This window comes from Cellulomonas dongxiuzhuiae, from assembly GCF_018623035.1.
Classification (GTDB): domain Bacteria; phylum Actinomycetota; class Actinomycetes; order Actinomycetales; family Cellulomonadaceae; genus Cellulomonas; species Cellulomonas dongxiuzhuiae.
Genome location: NZ_CP076023.1, coordinates 3705516 through 3726711 on the forward strand (window position 1 = coordinate 3705516; position 21196 = coordinate 3726711).

Genomic DNA, 21196 nt, shown 5'->3' on the forward strand with positions numbered 1-21196 from the left:
GACGAGGGCGGCCCGGTGTTCAGGTCACGCGCCGCGAGCGATGCGCACGCGCTGGCGCACGAGGAACGTCCCCACGGCCATCGCGGCGAGCGCGAGAGCCGCCAGGAGCGCCGGCTGCTCCGCCCCCGTGGCGGCCAGCTGGCCGCTCGCACCCGACGGTGCGCCTGCTCCGGCGACGGCGCCCGAGCCGGTCGAGCCGGTCGAGCCGGTGCCAGCGGTCCCGTCGGTGCCGGCGGCGCCGTCCGGGTCGTCGGTGCCCGGGACGTCGGTGCCCGGGACGTCGGTGCCGGGGTCGGTGCCCGGGTCCGTGCCCGGGTCCGTGCCCGGGTCGGTGCCCGGGTCGTCCGGGCCCTCGACGGCCCGGTTGCGGTCCTGGGCCAGCAGCCACTGCAGCGTCGCCGGGTCCTCGAACGTCGGCGCAGAGGCGAGGTGGTGGTCCGGCAGCGTGAACGCGGCGTTGCCGTACTCGGTCCACCGCACCAGCTCGGCGATCCGGTCCGCCGGGACGCCGAGGTCGGTGTAGGCCGCGACGAGGGAGTCGTACGACGCCCGGGCCTGCGCGACCGGCAGCAGGTGGTCGTTGGTGCCGTGCGTGATCCACATCGGCACCTCGCCCGCGGCGATGCGCGCGAACTCGTCCGCGTCACCCGGGAACCCACCGGTGAGCAGGCCGCCCGCGAACAGCTCGGGCCGCTCGGAGAACATCTCCCACATCAGCTGCGAGCCGTAGGACACCGACGTCGCGTACACGCGGTCGCCGTCGACGGCGAAGCGGGCGAGGAAGTTCTCGACCAGCTCGATCGCCTGCGCGCCCTCGGTCACCTTGCCGGTGCGCACGTTCTGCGGCGCGAGGACGATGACGTCCTCGTCCGTGCCCGTCCACGACTCCTGGAACCAGGCGGTCGAGAGCATGTCCGACGCGAGCTGCACGCCGATGTTCTGGCCGTCGTAGCCCATCCCGTGGCCGGGCAGGGCGATGACCAGCGGGTAGGAGCGCGCCGGGTCGTAGCCCTCGGGCAGGCGGTAGGCGTACTCGACGGGTCCGGTCGTCGACGGGAACGTCGCGAGGACGAACTGGTCGACCTCACGGTCGATCGCGTCCTCGGTGAGCGGGTGGGCCACGGTCTCGTCGCCGGCGGCGAGCAGGGCGCCGTCGGTGCCGTGCACGTCACCGAGCTGCGTGACCTGGGTGAGCTGGTCCGGGTTGACGCGGACCGAGCACATGAAGGTGGGGCACAGCGAGACGATGACGGTCCAGCCGCCGACGGGCGAGTCCTCGAGGTCCAGGACGACGAACCGGCCCGGAGCCTCGGGACGGTCGGACGTGAGGAGACGAGCCGGGTCGTCGGTCGTGAAGACCGATGCCACGGAGCGCTCGACCAGGTCCGGCAGCGTCTCGATCCCGTCGAACCGGAAGTTGTAGCCGGAGTCCTCGACGCGGAAGTCGGCCCCGGTCAGCGCCGAGGCGTCGACCGGCGCGGCGTACTCCAGGACGACCTGGGTGACCTGCTGGCCGTACGAGCCGACCTCGGTCACGGGCGTGACGGCCAGGACGGGACCGGCGGCCGCGACCACCGGGCCCGTCTCGTCCTCAGGCGCCGGCGCGGCGGCCGCGGGTGCCGCGGCCAGCAGGGTCGCCGTGCCCATCGCGGCGAGGGTGATGAGGGCGGTCGTCGTGACGCCACGGGGGCGTCGGTCCGACGAGGCGCCCCGGGTCAGGGGTCTCCACATACGTGTCTCCTTTGACAGACGGGCCTGACCGCCCGGCACCCCCCAGGCAGCGGCTCGATCGGTGCAACTGCGTTGCTACACCGATTTAGCACCCTAGGTGAGACGGCGTGAGACAGCAACGATCGCGACCGAACGGACCGCGGGACGCGGCGCGGCGAGGTCTTGCCCCTCGACAGGACCGTGCGGGCCAGTGTGGTCACGGTTCGGGGCATCTCCGAGGTCCGGCGGACCGGAAATGGCGCACGAGGAACCACTTCAGATAGCAATGCCAGAGGCTCGCGCCGCGCAGCTGCTCGACACACCGCGCGGAGTGCGAATGGACCAAGAGGTCCGCGCGAAGCTCGTGGGATGGTGAGGGGGTGCGGGCCCGCGACCAGTGGGCCACTGTCCGGGGTGCATCCTCCAGCAAGGAGAAGCCGTGGTCGATGAGAGCTCGAGTGGCTACGACAGGATCGTCGAGGTCGAGAAGCTCCCGCGGCGGCACACCAGCGACGGCCGTGTGTGTGTCACGGGGTACGCCGCGAACATCGCTGGACGGGTGGGCAACCTGTGGGCGTTCTTCACCGATCTGGAGCCGGCTGCGGCGTTCATCCGCGCCGGGCGCATGTCCGCTCCCGACATCAGCAGCGTCGGTGTCCATCGTGCGGCGCGCGAGGTCAAGTTCGTGGAGAGCCGCATGGGCGACGAGGTCACGCTGTACCTCGGGGAGTACCTCCAAGCCGGGCGCAACGAGGAGACGGTGCGGCGATGGCTGCGCGGCGTCCACCCCGCCAGCTCGTCCTACCTGCCACCAGAACGCCGCTGAAAGCAGCCCCCGGCCCGTGGGAACGCGGAGGCGATCAAGATCGCTGCGGCGCGGCGCACGGTACCGGCGCAGCGGACCACGGCGCGCACGATGAGGTACAGCCCAGCTCGTCGAGGGGTGGCGCGACGTGCTCCTCCAGGGGTGACGGTGTGGCTGTGGTGGTCATGTTGTTCCTGCGGGGCGTGTCGGTCGGCCGGTGAGCGCCGGTGCCTTTCGGGCCTCACCGGCAGGCGCGAGGTAGCGCATCGGCCAGAGGCTCCGTGCAAGGTCGGCGTCGCCGCCCCGACCACCACACCCAGCCACCCTTGGTGCGGAGCACCGTCCCGCACCCACCACCCAGACCCGCGGCGGGGCGGGCCCTTCACGGAGGAGGCCGGGGTGCTACCGGCCTCGGCGAGACGGACACGAGGCCCAACCAGGCGGACGGGGCCGCCGGGTAGCGCTGGCCGCGCAGCGGCTCGACCGGGGGTTCTTGGACGGCTCGCCGCGCGTCGAGCGGGGTCGCCGTGGGCACCTGGTACACGTGGCGCCGTGGATCTCTACTCGGCGGTCTTGACCACCGCACCCTTCATCCTGCTGGCGTTGTCCGGAGGGTTGGTCTTCGGCCCGATGCCCGTCGGGGGGCGCCATCGGGCGTGGCGCCTGCAGCGCGTCAACCTGCTGGTCGACGGCATTGCAGTCCTGAGCGTGCTCACCGGGGCGGCGGTCTCGCTCCTGGTGCTCGCGGAGCAGGTGAGTCGGACCGACAACCTGCGGCTGGTGGTGATGTACGCGGGGATGCTGAGCCTTCTCATGCTGGGTCTGCACGTGACGTCCGACGTGCTGACCCGCTACGTCCAGGACAGGGACCGGATGGACCAACGGGACGACCGCACATGAGGCGGTCCGACCAGCACGTGCCTGGTGCTAGAGGTGCTTGAGTCGCGACCGGAGCTCGCCAAGGTCGGTCACCGCCCGTTGTGTCAGGCGACGAGGTCGATGACCTCGTACTTCGACGGGTCCGGCTGGGCCGCGATGCGCTGCTCAACGATCGCGATCGCCTCGGCGACCGAATCGGCCGCGCTGCCCGGGCCACGCAGCTCAAGGCTTGCGGTCTGCATTCCGTACAGAACCTTCTCCAAGCGACCGTCAGGACCGTACTGCCCACCAGCGGTGCGAATCAACGCCAGAAACCACGGTCGCCGCTGCCAGGGTGTCGACCCGACCGACAGCCGGGCCCAGGGCAGGTCATGTCGGGCCGGTCAGGCGGAGCGGCGGGCCCGCGCCCGCACGACCCACCAGACGATCCCGCCGACCAGCGCGCCGAAGCCCACGGCGCTCAGCCCGAGCACGCCGAACACCCCGAGCACCGTCCCCCAGATCGCACCGAAGAACGGCCCGAACGGCTTGTCGGGGGCCAGCGCGACCCACGCGCCCGGAACGTCGGTGGGCGGCACCGCCATGTCGTACGTCCCCGTCTCCGTCGCCGTGAACGCGCCGACGGTCACGGCGACCAGGCCGCCCACGCCGCTCTCCATGTTGACGCCCGGGGAGTCGTCCGCCTCGATCACGGCGCCGGACGGCGCGAGCAGCAGCACGTCCTCGTCGAGGTCCGGACGCTCGTCGTCGCGCACGGCGTCCCGCGGCACAACGAGGTACACGGCGTACCGCTCGCCGGCGGTCAGGTCGACCCTGGCCGCACCCGGGGCGTCCGCGGACGCCAGGACCGCCGACCCCGGCCGCCCGTCACGCGTGAGCACGTCGCTGCGCACCGCGCCGACGAAGCCCGCAGCGGCGACCACCGCCAGCACGAGCGCGACGACCAGCAGGACGACACCCGTGACCGTCAGCGTGACGGGTCCTGCGAGGGAGGTCCGGCGGGGTGCGGGGACGGGGGACGACGGGTGTGCGCTCACGTCGCCGAACCTACCGCGCGCCCTCGTACCCCGGACCGGACGAGAACCACCGCGGTCTAGAGCAGGTCCCGCGTTCGGAACGCGCCCCGCAGCGCGGGGACCCCGCTCAGCAGGCAGGCCACGGCGACCAGCCCGGCGCCCATCGCCACGAACAGCAGGAGCAGCCACAGCCCGGGATCCGCACCCGAGCGCGTCGGAGCGATCCCGACCCAGGCGCCGGGGCTGTCCACCGGGGGCACCGTGAGGACATACGTCCCGGCCTCGGGCGCGGTGACCAGCGCGACGACGCGCTCCTCCCACTCGAGCACGCGTGAGCGGTACGTACCCCCGGGCGCGGCGAGCTCCACGGCCGCGCCCGACGGCGCGACGAGGGTCGCGTCGCCGTCGAACCTGGGAGGCAGGCCCGGCCTCACGGGAGCGGCGAGGTGCACGTGGTAGGTCGCACCGGCGTCGAGCGTGACGGTCGTCGTCCCCGGCGCACGCACCGACGCCAGCACCGCGCCCGCCGGTCCGCCCGTCGGCGAGATCAGCGGCAGGCTCTCCGGGTAGCCGACCGCACCCACCGCGAGCGCCACGCAGGCGCCGACGGACACCAGGCCGGCGAGCACGCCGAGCACCAGCGTCCGCAGCGCGTGGACCACCTCGAGCGTGTGGACCGCGCGCAGGACGAAGGCCATCAGATCGACGCCACCCACAGCCCGTCGCGCGCCCGCGTCATCGCGACGTACAGCTCACGCAGGCGGAAGTCGCGGCGCTCACGGTCCACGTCGTCCAGCTCCTCGGCCTTCTCGGTGATCCACGACGCGACCAGGTCGACCACGAGGACCTGCTTGAACTCCAGGCCCTTGGCGCGCTTGATCGTGCCCACCTTGACGCGGTTGACGGGCACGCCGTCGTACTTCTCGAGGTTGACGACGGGGACACCCGCCTTCTTCAGCGCCTCGGTGGCCGCCTCGACGCCGCGCCGTGACAGCGAGAGCACCCCGACGTCGCCGAAGTTGGTGCCGACCTCGGCGACCACCTCGTGCACCCGCAGGACCATGCGGCGCTGCCGGTCGGCCTCGCCGGCGCAGCGCACGTACACCGGCTTCGGCCCGCTGCGCAGCACCTGCGTGGGCCGGTCGCCGCGCGCGGTCGTGCCCTCGATGTCCGCGAACTCGTCGTCCTTGACCAGCAGGGACGCGAACTGCAGGATCTCGCGCGTGTTGCGGTAGTTGACGTCGAGGACCGAGCCGCGGCCGGCGACGGACACGCCCGCCTCCGCGAGCGTGAAGCCGCCGGGGTAGATCGTCTGCTGGCCGTCACCCACGAGCGTCAGACCGTCGGGGGCGTCCCCGACGAACGCGTGCAGCATGCGGATCATCACGCACGTGAGGTCCTGCGCCTCGTCGACGACGACCGCGGTGTACCGGCCGGTCGGCGGCTCGCGCCGCAGCTCGGCCTCCGCGAGCGAGATCTGGTCGGCGAAGTCGTGCACGCCGCGGTCCCGCAGCTCCTTCTCGTACGCCTCGTAGAGCAGCCACACGACGCGTCGCTGCTGCGGGCCGAGCCGGTGACGGCGCCCGAGCCGGGGCAGGTCCGCGTACTGCTCCCAGCGCGTCAGGCCGCGACCCTTGATGACGTAGCTGACCTCGTCGTGCCAGTACTCCTGCTCGTGACGGTCCGTGTCGATGACGCTGCCGCCCGCAACCTTGCCCCACGCCGCGGTCCACGCCGACGCGATCTGCCGGCCGTCGATGCGGTGGGTGACGCCGCGCTCGTCGAGGATGCGCTTGGCGGTCTCGTGCACGCCGGCGAACTCGACGCGGTCCACGACGTCGGGGGCGAGCCGCGTCAGCAGCTGGCGCAGCACGTCGGGCAGCGTGCGGATGTACGTGGTGACCAGGACCTTGCCCTCGCGGGTCCGCGCCAGGTACGCGGCACGGTGCAGCGCGACGACCGTCTTGCCCGTGCCGGCGGCGCCGCGGATGCGGGCGGGCCCGTTGTAGGACCGGCGCACGATGCGGGCCTGCGTGGGGTGCAGGAAGGCCATCCACTCCTCGACGGGCTCGGCCATGAGCCCCTCGAGCATCGCCCGCTGCACCTCGGCCTCGCTGAGCAGCGGCTCGTCGACCGTGAGCAGCGGCTCGCCGGCCGTGAGCAGCACCGGACCGCGCGGGGCGGGCAGGACGGGCTCGGGGAGCGTCGTGCTGACGGGCGCCGGCCCCGCGACGTGCGTGAACCACTCGAGGCACCGCGCGAGCACCGCGTCGACCTGCCGCGTCCCCAGCCGCGAGCCGCGGCGCGCGATCTGGCGCAGCACGTCGCGGTCGCCCACGACGTGCACGGGCCCGACCCGCTCGTCGACCCCCGACCGCCCCGCGAGGACCGCGACGGCGTGCACCTCACCGGGGGCCAGGCCCACCTCGGCGAGCTCACCCTCGGTGCGGTACGCCAGGTCGGCGAGCGTCATGAGGTCGTCGGTGACGTCCTCCTGACCGCGGTGGATCCGGTCGTCGGCGATCGTCACGTCGGCCCAGGCCTTGGTGTCGACGATGAACACGCCGCCCGGCCCGACCACGACCATGTCGACCTGCGCGCGCCGGCTGCCCGGCCACTGGCGGTCGGCCAGCAGGTGGTAGCCGGCGGCGGCGAGCGGTGCCAGGGCCGCGGCGGTGCGCTGCTCGGTCGCGGACGCGACGCCGTAGCGCGACGCGCTCGCGCGCGCGTCGGCCGCGGCCCTGTCGTGCGCGGCAGCGAGCGCGAGCTGTCGGCTCGCCTCCTGCGCCGCGGAGTCACCTGCAGGCATGCGTCGTCGTCCCTCCCACTCTCGGACTCCCGTGCTATCGGTCCGAGCGCCCGACGCCATGAGGTCCGGGGAGGTCGACCACCCGCACGCGTGGTGCGGGGGTGTCAGCGGGTCGCGGGCGCGGGGCTCGTCGAGCGGCCGGCGAGCCGCGGCACGACCGCCATGGCAGGCACGAGCATGAGGGCCGGGACGAGGAACGCCGGGCCCAGGCCCGTCACCTCCGACAGCAGACCGATGACGACGGCCCCGAGCAGCGCGCCCGCGTAGTTGAAGAGGTTGATGCGCGCCACGACGTCGTCGAGCCGCGCGGGCGCGAGCTCACCCGCGGCCGAGAACGCGAGCGGCACGAGCGTCCCGGCACCGATGCCCGCCAGCGCGAACCCGAGGACCGCGGCGCCCGGGCTGGGCACGAGCGCGACGACGAACAGCCCGACGGCCGCGATGGCACCCGTGGGTGCCGCGACGCGCACGCGGCCGTAGCGCCGGACCAGCGGGTCGCCCGCGAGGCGCGCGAGGAGCACCGCGCCCTGGTAGGCGGCGTAGCCGAGGGGCGCGACGGCCCCCGACGCGAGGAGCTCGTCGTGCAGGTAGACCGTGCTCCAGCTGCTCACGGCGGAGTCCACGACGAACGCCACGGCGACCAGCGCACCGAAGAGCCAGATGCCGGCGCGCGGCAGGGGGGTGCGCGCGGTCTCGGCGGGGGCGTCGGGAGGGGCGACGCCCGTGCGTGCTCCGGGCGCGATGCCGTCGGCGTGGTGGGCACCGTCGGTGGCCACGGCCTGCGGGCCGGCGGGAGCCGTCGTCCTCGGCAGGAGCGAGGGCCGCACGACGAGCGCGACGCCGGCGGCCACGACGACCGCGACCAGCAGGGCCGACACGGCACCGGTGGTCGTGCCGAACCGCGCGAGCCCCGACTGCGTGAGGGCCGCGAGGATCGCCGCGACGGTCAGGCACGCGAAGAGGGTGGACAGGATGGCCCGACCGACACGGTGCTGCAGCGCGACGCCCTGCATGTTGCACGACGCGTCGACCATGCCGAGGCCGAGCGCGAACACCACGAACGACCCGACCAGCGACGGCACCGACGTCGCGGCGGCGACGAACGCGAGACCGACCGCCTGGGCCAGCAGGCCGACGACGACGGCCGTGCGGCTGGACCACCGGCGCGCGAGCCGTTCGGCGGACACCGAGCCCGCGGCGGCCAGCAGGGCGCCCATGAGCAGGACCAGCGCGATCGTGTCGTCCTCGATGCCCGTGCGGGCCTTGAGCCCGGGCAGCGCGGTGACGACGGTCGCGTACCCGAAGCCCTGCGCCGCGTACGTGGCGCCGACCGCCACCCGCGCCCGCCTGACGGCAACCTCCTGCATCGGTCCCCCTTGTCCAGGGTGCCTGGCCCGGCACCGAGGTGACCCTACGACGTCCGCACCGCGGCGCGCGCGTGCACCGCGTCCGGCTCGGCGCGTCGGGCTCGGGCGCGTCGGGCTCGGGCGCGGGCCGTCCCGCGCGCCCGGCTCAGGTCGGGCGGCCGACGGGCCGATACGTCGGCATGAGGTCCTGGTGAGCATCGGCAACGAGCCGGTCGTCACGCGCCGCGGGTCGCCCGCGGTGCGCAGCGGCGCGCGCCGCGGCCTGCCGTCGTGGGCGCGACGCCGGGCCGCCGACCCGCAGGCCGCCGCGGCGGTGACCGCGGTGCTCCGCAGCCTGGAGCCGGACGGCTGGACGACCCTGGACGCCCTGCACGGCCCGGGACCGGCCGGCGCGGGCCACGTCGTCGTGGGACCGGGCGGCGTCGTCGTCGTGGGCATCCGCCCGTGGGCGGGCGACGAGGGTCCCGACGGGACGGAGCACGCCCCGGCGCCCACCGAGCGCGCGGCGGACGCCGTCCGGGCCGCGGCGGTCGTTACGACGCTCCTCGCACCGCGTCACCGCACGGCCGTGCGCGCGCTCGTGTGCCTCCCGGGCCCGACGCCGCCGGCCGCCGACGTGGTCGAGGGTGCCACGGTCGTCGGGCGCGACGACCTCGCCGCGCACCTGCGGGCGCTGCCGGAGCGCCTGCACCCGGCCGACGCCGCGGGCCTCGCGCTGCACCTGCGCCTGCACCTCGGCAGGCCCCACCGCCACGACGTGCTGACCACGGCTGCGCTCGACGCCGATGTGCGCGTCGCGCGTCGCCGCGTGGTGCGACCGCTGCCGTCCGGCCGCCCGGCCGGGTCCGGCGGGCTGCCCGGGCGCGGCGGCGGACCGCTCGCGCCGGACGGCACCTCACCGGCCGCTCCCCCGCCGCTGCCCTGGCCGGACCGGGCGGCCGCGACGCCCGGCCACCCCCGCGCCGACCTGCGCGCCGGGCACCTGACCCCGGCCGGCGTCGCGCTGCGGGCCGCGGTCGTCGTGGGTGCCACCTGGCTGGCCTGGGCGTTCACGACGGCGCCGCTCGGCCTGCTCTGAGGCGCGCGCCGGTCGCGGGCGCGCGGACCTCGCCGTGCGTGGCCCGTCAGTGCGCGGCGGGCTCGCGCAGCTCCTGACGGGTCTCGTCGGCCGCGTCCTCGCGGGCCGCGGCGGCCCCGTCCCGCCGTGACTGCTCCGCGCGGGGCTGCGGGACGACGGCGTCGACGACCATCGCACCCTCGGACGGGCCCTCGAGCGCGACGGGCTCCGGCATGGCCCCGACCCGCGCGAGCGGGGCGACGGGTGCGGACGCGAGGCGGCGGTGCGCCCGGACGTACGCCGGGACGAGGCCCGCGACGGCACCGAGCCACGCGAGCGGGTTGCCCCACACGACGCCCTCGAACCCGAAGGCCGCTCCCAGCACGACGGCTGCGCCGACCCGCATGACGAGCTCGACGAGCCCCGTCAGGGTGGGCACCATCGTGTGCCCGAGCCCCTGCAGCGCACCGCGCAGGACCATGAGGACGCCGAGCACGACGTAGAGCGCGCCGTTGACGACCAGCAGGTAGGTCGCGAGCTCCACGACGTGCTGCTCGCCGTCGCCGACGAAGAGCCCGACGAGGCGGCCGCCGGCCACGATCAGCACGGCGCCGAGCACGACCGACGCGGCGACCGCCATCCACACGCCCTGCACGACGCCCGCGCGGATGCGGTCGGGTCGGCCGGCGCCCAGGTTCTGCGCGACGAACATCGACATCGCGAGCCCCAGCGACGACAGCAGCGTGACGGCGAGCATGTCGACGCGGCCGGCGGTGGTGTAGGCGGCCACGGCCTCGGGGCCGAGCGAGTTGAGGCGGACCTGGACGGCCAGCGCCCCGATGGCGATGATCGACGCCTGGAACCCCATCGGCAGGCCGAGCTGCAGGTGCCGGGCAACGTCGGCCCGCGTCACGCGCCAGTCCTCGCGGCGCACGTGCAGGACCGGGACCCGGCGCCACACGTAGAGCAGGCACAGCGCGACGGCGATGCCCTGCGACGCCACGGTCGCGAGGGCGGCGCCCCCGACACCGGTGCCGAGGCCGCTCACGAGCGCGACGACCAGGCCGATGTTGATCACGCAGCTGACGGTGAGGAACACCAGCGGCGTGCGTGAGTCGCCGGTCGCCCGGATCACCGAGGACAGGAAGTTGAAGAACATCGTCGAGGCGGCGCCCAGGAAGCTGATGAGCGCGAAGGTCGTCGCCTCCGGCAGGAGCTCCTCCGGGGTGCGCAGGAGGCGCAGCGCGGGCTCGGCGAGCAGCGGTGCCCCGACCGTCAGCACGGCGGTGATCAGACCGGTCAGCAGCGCGCCCGTGGCCACCGAGCGGCGGACGGCCGCGTGGTCCCCGGCGCCGAAGGCCTGGGCCGTCGGGATCGCGAAGCCGGACGTGGTGCCCCAGGCGAACCCGATGAGCAGGAACAGCAGGCTGCCCGTGGCGCCGACGGCGGCGAGCGACTCGACGCCCAGGACGCGGCCGACGACGATCGCGTCGACGAAGTGGTAGAGCTGCTGGACGACGTTGCCGATGAGCAGCGGCACGGCGAACGTCGCGATGACGCGCCACGGGCTACCGGTGGTGAGGGCTTTCGACATGACGAGGGGACTCCGCGCTGGTGGGGCTGGGTTGCTGGGGGCGCGGTGGTCGGTGCCTGGTCGCGTCAGTGCCTGATCGTATCGATACGATCGCCCGCTGAGCAGGGTGAACCTGCGCACATGAGCCGTCCGGGCCCTCCCGTCGCCGTGCCCCGGGGCGACCCCGGGGCACGCGCCCACCACGCGGACGTCAACGGCAGGCCGCGTCCTCATGGTCACGCGTCCGACTTTGACGTGGGGACAACCCTGCCGTGGGCCGCGGCGGACCCGCGGCAGGGCTCACCTTGACCGATGTGACCTCGGCGACGTCACGCCCGGACGACCGAGCCCTCCGGCGTGATCTCGTCGGCGTCGACGTCGTCGAACCAGCGACCCTGCGGCCCCAGGTAGCGGAACCGCACGGTCGAGCCCGCCGGCACGACGACCGACGTGCTCGCCGTGCCGTTCGAACGGCGGCGCAGGGGGTGGACGCCGGGCGTCCAGTCGTTGAACGTCCCGACGACGCTGACGGGACCGTCCAGGACGGTCGACGGCAGCGCGAACGTCAGGGTGCAGGTGGCGGACTTCACGGAACGGGACTTCTTGAGCACGGGCGGCTCCACTTCCCCTCGGCCGGGCGACACGGACGGGTGAATGGTGACGCGGCCATGTTTCCGGGACCGCCGCGACACGGTGACCCCCGTGTGACGGCTGGGTGTCCCGACGGCGTGTCGCAGCCTCAGGGCGCGACGTACGCCGTGTAGGTGGTCCCCGCGGGCAGCTCCTGGTAGAACGTCGCGTCGAACGCGGCGTCGCCGCCCCCCGCCAGGTCGAAGGCGTACCCGCGTCCGACCGCGACGACCTCGCCGTCGGGGCTGGTGGCGACCACGACGACCTGCGGCATCTCCGTGCCCTCGTCGAGCGTGCTCGACACCGTCCCCTCGACGGTCACGCCCCAGGACTCGCTGCGCACCGTCAGCTCGCCCACCGTGAGCCGGCCGGCCCCCGGGGTGTACGTCACGGGCTGGAGCAGCGGCAGCCGGACGTCGACGCGGTCCGGCACCTGGTCGCCGAGCTCGCGGAACGTGCCCGACACCGCCGTCCGTCCCGGCAGCGCGTCGGCGTACGCCCACTCCGCGACCAGGAGCGTGCCGTCCGCAGCGAGCGCCTCGACGGACATCTCGGTGGACCCGAACCTGTGCGCGGGGTTCGGGTTGTCGACGACCGCGACGTACCACCAGACGCCCGGCTGGTCGGGCTCCGGGCCGAAGTCGACCTGCTCGACCGTCAGCGGCTCCCAGGGCGGCACGACCGACGGGTCACTGCCGGCCGCGTCGTCACCGCCCGCGTCGTCGTCGGTCCCGCCGTCGACGGCCCGGTCGTCCTGCGCGACGTCGCCGGGTCGCGCGTCACTCCCGTCCGAGGACGTGGTCGCGACCACGACGTAGGACGCCTGGGCCACCACCGCGACGAGCACCGCGACGGTCCCCAGCACGACGCCGGCGGTCGCCCGCCCGACCGACGCGGGCCGCACGCCGCCGCGACGACGCCGCGCCGCGAGCCCCGCCACGAGCGCGACGACGCCCAGGGGCAGCGCCACGACGCCGACGAACGGCACCCAGGCCAGGACGAGCGCCACGATGCCCAGGACCAGCGCGGCGGTCCCGGGCCGGCCGGGTACGCCGCCGGCACCGTCGCCCGGGCCCCGTGGCGCGCCCTGCGGGGACCACGCGGGCGGGGGCGGGGGTGCGGGCGTGCCGTGCGGCGGGTGCGTACCGGGCGTGCCGTCGGGCGGGGGCGTCCCGTAGACCGGGGGCGCCCCGGAAGGCGACGTCCCGTACGGCGGGGCGGCACCGTACGACGGGGCGGCACCGTACGACGTCGGCGTCAGCGTGCCGGCGGGCGCACGCGGGACGGACGGCGCGGCGAACGGCTGCAACGGTGCGTGGCCCGCGTCGACGGCGAGCGGCGGCGGGGGCGGCGGCACCGCACCCGACGTCGAACCCCACGTCGGCGATCCCGACGCCGTCGGTCCCTCGGTGCTCACGTCGTGCCTCCCGGGCGCGGTGCGTCGCGGCCGGCCAGACCGGCCAGCATCGCGTTGTACTCGTCCATCTCGTCGTCGCCGTCACGGTCGACGCGGCGGTCGCGGCGACGGGCCGTGCGCTCGTCGTCGTGGGTCCACTGGACCGCCACGACGATGGCCAGCGCGAGCGTCGGGATCTCACCGATGCCCCACGCGATCGACCCGCCGAGCTGCTGGTCCCGGATCGCCGACGGCCCCCACGGCCGGCCCGTCAGTCCGAACCAGTCCGCCACGAGCAGCCCCTCGCCACCCACCAGGGCCACGCCGAAGAACGCGTGGAACGCCATGGTGGCGAACAGCAGCAGCAGGCGCATCGGGTACGCCGGGCGCGTCGGGCCGGGGTCGATGCCGGCGAGCGCGTTGACGAACAGGTAGCCCGCGAGCGTGAAGTGCACGACCATCGCCAGGTGGCCCACCGGGGAGCGCAGCGACCACTCGAACAGGCCCGAGTAGTAGAAGACCACCATCGACCCGGCGAAGTTCAGGGCCGCGACCAGCGGGTTCGCGAAGAAGCGGCCGACGCGGCTGTGCACGAGCGTCAGGACCCACTCGCGCGGCCCGCGCGACACGTCGCCGCGCAGCGTCGTGGCGCGGGGCGGCACCGCGCGCAGCAGCAGCGTCACGGGCGCCGACAGCGCGACGAACAGCGGCACCACCATGACCAGCACCATGTGCTGGATCATGTGCGCGCTGAACAGGACGTGGCCGTAGACGGACGGCCCGCCGGAGGTCGTCCAGGCGAACAGCAGCACGCCGACGACCCAGGAGGCCGTGCGCAGCCACGACCACGTGTCGCCGCGGCGTCGCAGGCGCCGCACCCAGCGCAGGTAGACGACGACGCCCGCGGCCGCCGCGCACGCCATGAGCACGTCCCAGCGCCACTCGGTGAGCCAGCGCAGGGCCGTCGGCTCGGGCGGCAGGGGGTGCCCCGTCAGGACGTACGCGGGCGACGTGTCGGCCGCCGCGGTCTCGGGCACCGGCGGCGGGGACGAGCCGAGGGCGACGGCCACACCCGAGACGGCGCCCATGACCGCGAGCTCGACGAGCACGACGCGCCAGAACAGCACGCCGCCGCGCGGCCCCGCCAGGTGCGGGATCGTCGCGCGCCGGTGCGCCAGACCCAGCAGCGCCAGGGCACCGAACAGCAGGACCTTGACGATCAGCAGCACGCCGTAGCGCGTCTGCAGGCCGTCCCACCCGCCGAGCCGCAGGACGCTGTTGACGACGCCGCTGACCGCGACGCCGACGACGCACCACCCGGCGACCACGGAGAACCGGGCGACCGCAGGCACGACGTCGGTCCCGAGGCGGCGCACCAGGACGGCGAGCGCCGCGAGCGCGCCGATCCACACCGCGGCGCTGACCAGGTGCAGGACCATCGCCGACGTCGCGAGCTCGTGGCTCGCGGCGCCCGCCGCGTGGCCCGTCTGCCCGAGCTGCCAGAGCGCGACGAGCGCGAGCGCGGCCGTCCACGCGGCGCCCGTGGGCGTCGCGACGACCAGCGCGAGGGCCGTGACGACGGCGGCGACCGTCGTGACGGACAGCAGCGTGCGTCCCAGGTCGATCTGCGTGACGAACAGCACGAGCTCGTCGCCGAACGACGGCGCCGTCGGCGAGGCCCCCGCGACCGCGGCGTACGCCAGGACCAGGTGCACGACCGACAGGACCGTCCACGCACCTGCGGCGACGCCCGCGAGGACGAGGCTGCGGGGGTAGGCCGAGCCGTCGACCGCTGTGCGCCCGACCGCGGCGCCCGGCCCTGTGGCCGGTGTCGCGGCGGGTGCTGCCGGTGTCGCGGCGGGCGTCGCGGTCCGGCGCGGCAGCACGCACACCGCGAGCAGCAGCGCGCCGACCGTCAGCGAGGCGGCGAGCTCCGTGAGCGTCTCGACGACCGGCAGCCCCCACCGCACGAGCGGACCGGGGTCGCCGATCGCGACCGCGGTCGCGACCCCCGAGAATGCGACGCCGACGAGGACCGCGACCGTGCCGGCGGCCGCGAGCACGCCGAGCGCGCCTCGCCGTACCAGGGTCTCGCTCTCGTCCACCGGAACAGCCTAGGCGTGCCTCACGCGCCGGCGGACGACCCGTCGTCCGCGCGGTCGGCCGACGTCCCGGTCGCGGGCCCCGCCGCGACGTCACCGCCCTGCGCGGCGCGTCGGCGGGACGCGACGACCGCGGCCGTGCCGGCGACGGCCACGAGCGCAGCCGTCACGGCGACCCACACCCACGGCGAGGTGCCCTCCTGGTCGAGCGGGCCCCCGACGGCCGTCATCGTGACGTCGCTCGTCGGTGCGGGCTCGACCGTCTGGTCGTCCGTCGCCGCTGCGTCGGGTGTCGCGGCGGCGGTCTCCGGCGCCTGCGTCGGCTCCGCGGCCGCCGGCGCGGTGACCGCGAACGTCAGGCTCCCGGACAGCGGGTGGCCGTCGGCGGAGGTCACGCGCCAGTCCACAGCGTACGTGCCCGCAGGCAGCGGCGTCGCGACCAGCGGCTGGACGACCGACGCGTCGACGAGCTGCGCCGGGCCGTCGCTGACGACGACGCCGTCCGGTCCCGTCACGACCACCTGCGTCCCGAGCTCGACGGCCGGCTGGTCGAACGTCAACGTCACCTGCGTGGGCGGCGTCGCGACGGTCGACCCCTCCGCCGGGTCGGTCGAGCGCAGCGTGTTGTGCGCGGCCGCGGGGGCCGCCCCGAGCACCGCCATCAGCAGCACGAGGGCGGCGAGGACGCCGCTCCGGCGCGCGGCACGAGCGCGCAGGGTCGGGACGACGCGGGGCACGATGACCACCTTCCGGCAGGGACGACAGCCCGTCGATCCCATCACGCGGGCACGGGCGGGGACGAATCAGGTGCGCTCCCGTGCCGCACGGCCGGGGGCGCCCCGCCTTCAGGCCGTGAGAGAGCGATCCGGTCTGCGCCCGTGCGCCCCGCCGACGCGTTGCTGCCCCGGGACGTCGCGGAGCACGCCGCTGCTCTCACGCCGCCGCCACGGCCCACGGACCGGGGCGACGGCGGCGCATGGGCACGGGCAGGGTCAGCGCGGTCGCCGCAAGCGCCGCGGTGAGCAGCAGCGTAGCCGCGACGGCGGGGCGTCGGTCGCCCGTGACGGCGGCGGCCGCCTCCTGCGGCACGGGGGCGCTCCCCGCGGCCGGGACGTCCGCGGGGACCCCGTCGGGTGCGGCACCGGACGCCGCGGCGCGGTCGGCCGCCGCGACCAGGGACGCGACCGTGTGCGGTGCGTGCGGGTCGGCCGGGTCGAGCCCCGCGGCCTCGAGCGTGGCGGCGTCGAGGCCGGCCGCCACCAGCGCGTCGAGGTCCCACGCCGCGGCACGCACGGCGTCGAGGTCGATGCCCGCGGCCCGCAGCGTCGCGAGGTCGACCGCTCCCGTGCCGCCCGCCGAGCCCGCCGCCGGCGCGACCGCGTCGGACGCGCCCTGATCCCTCACGTCCTGGTCCGGCGCGTTCACGACGCCGGTCGCACCGTGGGCGACGTGGCCGTCGACGACCGCGACGGCGCCGGACGGGGCCGCGAGCATCGTGAGGACGGGCAGGAGCGCGACCGCGAGCAGGGCCGCCGCGAGCACGGCGACCACGCGCGTGCCGCGGCCGCCCGACGTGCGGGCGCCCAGCACCCCGGCGACGAGCACGAGCGCGGCGAGCGCGCCCAGCACCGCGGGCCCGGGCACGTGGCCCCCGGCCAGGCAGTGGCCGGTGACGGCGCCCGCGAGCACGGCGGCGGTCAGGCCGACCCCGCGGGCGAGCACCACCGGGGTGCGGCCCGCGAGCGTCGTCGTCACGTCGGCCGACATCCGCAGAACATCGCCCGCCGGTGGCCCCCCGTCCACCCGCCGAATCGCTTCAGTCACCCGCCTGGGGCAGGCGTCGCGCGTCGAGACCGGGCTGCGTCGTCCCCGGGGGCCGGGTCGACGACTCGAGCCGGTCTCGACGAGGGCCCGTCCCACGGGCCGGGACGGGAGCCGCCGGCGACGGTCCCGGGCGGCGTCAGCCCCAGACCAGGGCCTGGGCCGGGTCGGCGAGGACCGCGGCGACGTCGGCCAGGACGCGGCTGCCGAGCTCGCCGTCGACGAGCCGGTGGTCGAAGCTCAGCGCGAGCTGCGTGACGTGGCGCGGCTTGACCTTGCCCTTGTGCACCCACGGCTGCTGCCGGATCGCGCCGAACGCGAGGATCGCGGCCTCGCCCGGGTTGAGGATCGGCGTCCCGGTGTCGATGCCGAACACCCCGACGTTGGTGATCGTGATGGTGCCGTCCGACATGTCGGCCGGCGACGTGCGCCCGGCACGGGCCGTCGCCGTGAGCTCGCCGAGCCCGCGCGCGAGGCCCAGCAGGTCGAGGCGGTGCGCGTCCTTGATGTTCGGGACCACGAGCCCGCGCGGGGTCGCCGCCGCGATGCCGAGGTTCACGTAGTGCTTGTAGACGATCTCCTGCGTCGTCTCGTCCCACGACGCGTTGATCTCCGGCCGCCGGTTCACGGCCATGAGCAGCGCCTTCGCGGCGACGAGCAGCGGCGTGACGCGCACGTCGGCGAACTCGCGGTCGGTGCGCAGCCGCTCGACCAGCTTCATGGTCCGCGTGACGTCGACCGTGTGGAACACCGTGACGTGCGGCGCGCTGAACGCGCTGGAGACCATCGCCTCGGCGGTGCGCTTGCGCACCGACTTCACCGGGACGCGCGTCTGCCGGCCGTCCGGGCTGACGACGCCGCCCGCCGCCCACGGGCGGTCGTCGCCGGGGTAGGTGGCGAGCTCGCGGCCGTCCGCGCGCACCGAGTGCGCCAGCACGTCCTCGCGCGTGACGATGCCGCCGGGGCCCGTGGGCGTGACGGCGTCGAGGTCGACGCCCAGGTCCCGCGCGAGCTTGCGCACGGGCGGCTTGGCGAGCGCGTGCGCGGTCCCGTCGGGCCGGTTCGTCGACCCCTCCGGCGCGGGGGCCGGTGCGGCGGCGGCCGCGGGGGCGGCGGCGGGCGCGCGGGTCGGCGCCGCGGCGCCCGGTGCGGGTGCCCCCGTCCGCGGCCGACGCGCCGACGACCCGTCCGCGACGCCGTACCCGACGAGCACCGCGCCGGAGCCACCGCCCGAAGCACCACCGGCGGCACCACCGGCCGCGGCGCCGGCCGCCGACACACCTGCCGACACCGCCTGCGCCTCGTCGCGCGCCGCCTCGACCTCGTCCGCTCCCCCGGGCTCGGCCGACGACCGGCTCGGGTGCGGGTGGCGGGCGCGCACGCCCTCGGCGCCCGCGGCGGGCCCGGCGGCGGGTGCCGCACCGTCCGGGTCGACGTCGACCTCGATGATCGGCGTGCCGACCTCGACGGTCGCGCCGACGTCCACGAGCAGGCGCGTCACGACGCCCGTCCACGGGCACGGCAGGTCGACGAGCGACTTGGCCGTCTCGATCTCGACGATCGTCTGGTTGACCTCGACGCGGTCACCGACCGCGACGTGCCAGGTGACGATGTCGGCCTCGGTGAGGCCCTCACCGGCGTCGGGCAGGGGGAACTGCTGGTACGTGGGCACGCGAGGCTCTCCGGTGGCGGGTCAGAACGCGAGGGCGCGGTCGACGGCGTCGAGCAGCCGGTCGAGCCCGGGCAGGTAGTCGTGCTCGATCTTCGCGACGGGGTACGGGGTGTGGAAGCCGCCGACCCGCAGGACGGGTGCCTGCAGGTGGTAGAAGCACTCCTCGGTGATGCGCGCCGCGACCTCCGCGCCCGACCCGTACAGCACCGGCGCCTCGTGGGTGACGATGCACCGGCCGGTGCGCCGCACGGACGCGGCGACCGTCGCGGTGTCGAGCGGCGAGATGGTGCGCAGGTCGACGACCTCGATGCTCGTCCCCTCGGTCGCGGCGGCGTCCGCGACCTTGAGCGCCGTGGCGACCGTCGGGCCGTACGCGACGATCGTGACGTCGGTGCCGGCCCGCACGACGCGCGCGTGGTCGAGGTCCGACGGGCTGCCGTGCGGTGCGGGCAGGGGTGCGTCGAGGTCGACGTCGCCCTTCTCCCAGTACCGGCCCTTGGGCTCGAGGAAGATCACGGGGTCCGGCGACGCGATCGCCTGCTGGATCATCGTGAAGGCGTCGGACGCGTTCGACGGGGACACGACGCGCAGGCCCGGGGTGTGCGCGAAGAGCACCTCGGGCGACTCGCTGTGGTGCTCGATCGCGCCGATGCCGCCGCCGTAGGGGATGCGGATGACGACGGGCAGCCGCAGCCGCCCCTGCGAGCGGTAGTGCATGCGCGACAGCTGGGTCGTGATCTGGTCGAACGCGGGGAACACGAACCCGTCGAACTGGATCTCGCACACCGGCCGGTAGCCGCGCAGCGCGAGGCCGATGGCGGTGCCGACGATGCCCGACTCGGCGAGCGGGGTGTCCACGACGCGGTCGTCGCCGAACTCGGCGAAGAGCCCGTCGGTGACCCGGAAGACGCCCCCGAGCCGCCCGATGTCCTCGCCCATGAGCAGCGTGCGCGGGTCGTTAGCCAGCGCCCGGCGCAGGCCCAGGTTGAGGGCCTTGGCCATGGGCAGCCGCTGCGTGCCCGTCGGGAACGGGGCCGGCGCGGGTGCCGGCGGCAGCTCGGTGAGCCGTGCGCGCTCGCTGGTGACGGTCATCGGTGGCCTCCTGCCGTCTGGCGGCCGTCGTGGTCGACGAAGGACTGCTCGTACTGCGTGAACCACGCGCGCTCGGCGTCGACGACGGCGTTCGGCGTGGCGTAGACGTGGTCGAACATCGTGTGCGGCGACGGGTGGCCCATCGCCCGGACGGTCGTGCGGATGTGCTCGCCGAACGTGTCGGACTCCGCGGCGAGCTGCGCCTGGAAGACCTCGGGCAGCTCGCCCGTGCGCTCGAGGTGCACGCGCAGCCGCTCGATCGGGTCGCGGCGGCGCCAGTGCTCCTCCTGCTCCGACGTGCGGTAGCGCGTGGGGTCGTCCGACGTCGTGTGCGCGCCCATGCGGTAGGTGAAGGCCTCGATGAACGTGGGGCCGCCGCCGCTGCGGGCGCGCTCGAGCGCCTGGCGCGTGACGGCGTACGACGCGACGACGTCGTTGCCGTCGACGCGCACGGACGGGATGCCGAAGCCCGGTGCGCGGTCGGCGATCGGCACGCGCGCCTGGCGCGTCGTCGGCTCGGAGATCGCGAACTGGTTGTTCTGGCAGAACAGCACGACGGGCGCCTGGTTGACCGACGCGAACACGAGCGCCTCGCTGACGTCGCCCTGCGCGGTCGCGCCGTCGCCGAAGTACGTGACGACCGCGGTGTCGCGCGTCGGGTCCCCCGTGCCGACGAGGCCGTCGCGCTGCACGCCCATCGCGTAGCCGGTCGCGTGCAGCGTGTGCGAGCCGATGACGAGCGTGAACAGGTGGAAGCCGTGGTCGGCCGGGTCCCAGCCGCCGTGGTCGACGCCGCGGAACAGCCGCAGCAGGTCGGTCATCTCCAGGCCGCGCACGTGCGCGACGCCGTGCTCGCGGTAGGAGGGGAACACGTGGTCCTGGGGGCGCAGCGCGTGGCCGGAGCCGACCGCCGCGGCCTCCTGCCCGAGCGACTGCGCCCAGAGCCCGAGCTCGCCCTGGCGCTGCAGGGACGTCGCCTCGTTGTCGAAGCGGCGGGTGAGGACCATGTCGCGGTACATCGCGCGCAGCCGGTCGCCGTCGAGGTCGTCGGCCCACGCGTCGTACTCGGGGTGCGCGACGCGCTCGCCTGCCGGGGTGAGCAGCTGGACGAGACCGTCGTCGGTCAGGGGGCCGTCGGCCGCGGGTGCGGACGTGCTCACGCGGTTCTCCTTCGCCTGGGGTGCGAACCTACGTCAGCGTAGGCTACGGAGGCGTAGGTTTCGACGGGAAGAGTCCGACAACCCTCACCGCGCGCGGTTGTCGGATC

General features: G+C 75.2%; 18 protein-coding genes. 3 read left to right on the forward strand and 15 right to left on the reverse strand.

The window, feature by feature from the left end; all coding sequences use genetic code 11:
• Positions 1-24: 24 nt before the first annotated feature.
• Positions 25-1647, reverse strand: coding sequence for a hypothetical protein (locus KKR89_RS16705; protein ID WP_208196450.1), 1623 nt, complete (start codon positions 1645-1647; stop codon positions 25-27).
• Between the two features lie 502 nt (positions 1648-2149).
• On the opposite strand from KKR89_RS16705, the gene KKR89_RS16710 reads away from it, so the two are divergent.
• Complete coding sequence (locus KKR89_RS16710) at positions 2150-2536, forward strand: hypothetical protein (protein ID WP_208196451.1); 387 nt, start codon at positions 2150-2152, stop codon at positions 2534-2536.
• Positions 2537-3067: 531 nt separating this feature from the next.
• On the forward strand, positions 3068-3415 hold the full coding sequence (locus KKR89_RS16715; RefSeq protein WP_208287325.1) for a hypothetical protein: 348 nt from the start codon (positions 3068-3070) through the stop codon (positions 3413-3415).
• Between the two features lie 83 nt (positions 3416-3498).
• Here the strand turns inward: KKR89_RS16715 and KKR89_RS16720 are convergent, their stop codons facing one another.
• The 5 genes from KKR89_RS16720 to KKR89_RS16740 all read right to left on the reverse strand — a co-directional run bounded on the left by KKR89_RS16720 (position 3499) and on the right by KKR89_RS16740 (position 8586).
• On the reverse strand, positions 3499-3636 hold the full coding sequence (locus KKR89_RS16720; protein WP_214765631.1) for a hypothetical protein: 138 nt from the start codon (positions 3634-3636) through the stop codon (positions 3499-3501).
• Positions 3637-3777: 141 nt separating this feature from the next.
• On the reverse strand, positions 3778-4431 hold the full coding sequence (locus KKR89_RS16725; RefSeq protein WP_208196454.1) for a hypothetical protein: 654 nt from the start codon (positions 4429-4431) through the stop codon (positions 3778-3780).
• Between the two features lie 56 nt (positions 4432-4487).
• Positions 4488-5108 (reverse strand): hypothetical protein, encoded by a 621-nt coding sequence (locus tag KKR89_RS16730; RefSeq protein ID WP_208196455.1) that lies wholly within the window; start codon positions 5106-5108, stop codon positions 4488-4490.
• Positions 5108-7219: a nuclease-related domain-containing DEAD/DEAH box helicase gene (locus KKR89_RS16735; protein WP_243882960.1), complete on the reverse strand. Its 2112-nt coding sequence runs from the start codon at positions 7217-7219 to the stop codon at positions 5108-5110. Before KKR89_RS16735 ends, KKR89_RS16730 begins: the two co-directional genes overlap by 1 nt.
• 104 nt (positions 7220-7323) lie before the next feature.
• Positions 7324-8586 (reverse strand): MFS transporter, encoded by a 1263-nt coding sequence (locus KKR89_RS16740; protein WP_208196457.1) that lies wholly within the window; start codon positions 8584-8586, stop codon positions 7324-7326.
• Between the two features lie 190 nt (positions 8587-8776).
• Between KKR89_RS16740 and KKR89_RS16745 the strand changes: the two genes are divergently transcribed.
• Positions 8777-9664 (forward strand): hypothetical protein, encoded by an 888-nt coding sequence (locus KKR89_RS16745; protein ID WP_208196458.1) that lies wholly within the window; start codon positions 8777-8779, stop codon positions 9662-9664.
• 46 nt (positions 9665-9710) lie between these two features.
• Here KKR89_RS16745 and KKR89_RS16750 read toward each other — a convergent pair whose 3' ends face one another.
• From KKR89_RS16750 to pdhA, 9 genes are all read right to left on the reverse strand, one after another.
• Positions 9711-11237, reverse strand: a complete 1527-nt coding sequence (locus tag KKR89_RS16750) for an MATE family efflux transporter (RefSeq protein ID WP_208196459.1) — start codon at positions 11235-11237, stop codon at positions 9711-9713.
• A gap of 308 nt (positions 11238-11545) precedes the next feature.
• The gene (locus KKR89_RS16755) at positions 11546-11827 is read right to left on the reverse strand and encodes an isoamylase early set domain-containing protein (protein ID WP_208196460.1); all 282 of its coding nucleotides are present in this window, start codon (positions 11825-11827) and stop codon (positions 11546-11548) included.
• Between the two features lie 128 nt (positions 11828-11955).
• Positions 11956-13263, reverse strand: coding sequence for a hypothetical protein (locus tag KKR89_RS16760; RefSeq protein ID WP_208196461.1), 1308 nt, complete (start codon positions 13261-13263; stop codon positions 11956-11958).
• The gene (locus KKR89_RS16765; RefSeq protein ID WP_208196462.1) at positions 13260-15347 is read right to left on the reverse strand and encodes a cytochrome c oxidase assembly protein; all 2088 of its coding nucleotides are present in this window, start codon (positions 15345-15347) and stop codon (positions 13260-13262) included. Before KKR89_RS16765 ends, KKR89_RS16760 begins: the two co-directional genes overlap by 4 nt.
• Positions 15348-15367: 20 nt before the next feature.
• The gene (locus tag KKR89_RS16770; protein ID WP_208196463.1) at positions 15368-16081 is read right to left on the reverse strand and encodes a copper resistance CopC family protein; all 714 of its coding nucleotides are present in this window, start codon (positions 16079-16081) and stop codon (positions 15368-15370) included.
• A gap of 196 nt (positions 16082-16277) precedes the next feature.
• Positions 16278-17111: a hypothetical protein gene (locus KKR89_RS16775; RefSeq protein ID WP_208196464.1), complete on the reverse strand. Its 834-nt coding sequence runs from the start codon at positions 17109-17111 to the stop codon at positions 16278-16280.
• A 193-nt stretch (positions 17112-17304) separates the two neighbouring features.
• The gene (locus KKR89_RS16780) at positions 17305-18837 is read right to left on the reverse strand and encodes a dihydrolipoamide acetyltransferase family protein (protein ID WP_208196465.1); all 1533 of its coding nucleotides are present in this window, start codon (positions 18835-18837) and stop codon (positions 17305-17307) included.
• Positions 18838-18858: 21 nt separating this feature from the next.
• Complete coding sequence (locus KKR89_RS16785) at positions 18859-19929, reverse strand: alpha-ketoacid dehydrogenase subunit beta (RefSeq protein ID WP_208196466.1); 1071 nt, start codon at positions 19927-19929, stop codon at positions 18859-18861.
• Positions 19926-21089, reverse strand: coding sequence for a pyruvate dehydrogenase (acetyl-transferring) E1 component subunit alpha (gene pdhA, locus KKR89_RS16790; protein WP_208196467.1), 1164 nt, complete (start codon positions 21087-21089; stop codon positions 19926-19928). The genes KKR89_RS16785 and pdhA overlap by 4 nt, the downstream gene beginning before the upstream one ends.
• Between the last annotated feature and the right edge of the window lie 107 nt (positions 21090-21196).

Coding starts and splice junctions, on each gene's coding strand:
- KKR89_RS16740 (WP_208196457.1), bottom strand. CDS start 8,586: ATGCAGGAGGTTGCCGTCAGGCGGGCGCGGGTGGCGGTCGGCGCCACG.
- KKR89_RS16720 (WP_214765631.1), bottom strand. CDS start 3,636: ATGCAGACCGCAAGCCTTGAGCTGCGTGGCCCGGGCAGCGCGGCCGAT.
- KKR89_RS16705 (WP_208196450.1), bottom strand. CDS start 1,647: ATGGGCACGGCGACCCTGCTGGCCGCGGCACCCGCGGCCGCCGCGCCG.
- KKR89_RS16750 (WP_208196459.1), bottom strand. CDS start 11,237: ATGTCGAAAGCCCTCACCACCGGTAGCCCGTGGCGCGTCATCGCGACG.
- KKR89_RS16735 (WP_243882960.1), bottom strand. CDS start 7,219: ATGCCTGCAGGTGACTCCGCGGCGCAGGAGGCGAGCCGACAGCTCGCG.
- KKR89_RS16730 (WP_208196455.1), bottom strand. CDS start 5,108: ATGGCCTTCGTCCTGCGCGCGGTCCACACGCTCGAGGTGGTCCACGCG.
- KKR89_RS16775 (WP_208196464.1), bottom strand. CDS start 17,111: ATGTCGGCCGACGTGACGACGACGCTCGCGGGCCGCACCCCGGTGGTG.
- KKR89_RS16785 (WP_208196466.1), bottom strand. CDS start 19,929: ATGACCGTCACCAGCGAGCGCGCACGGCTCACCGAGCTGCCGCCGGCA.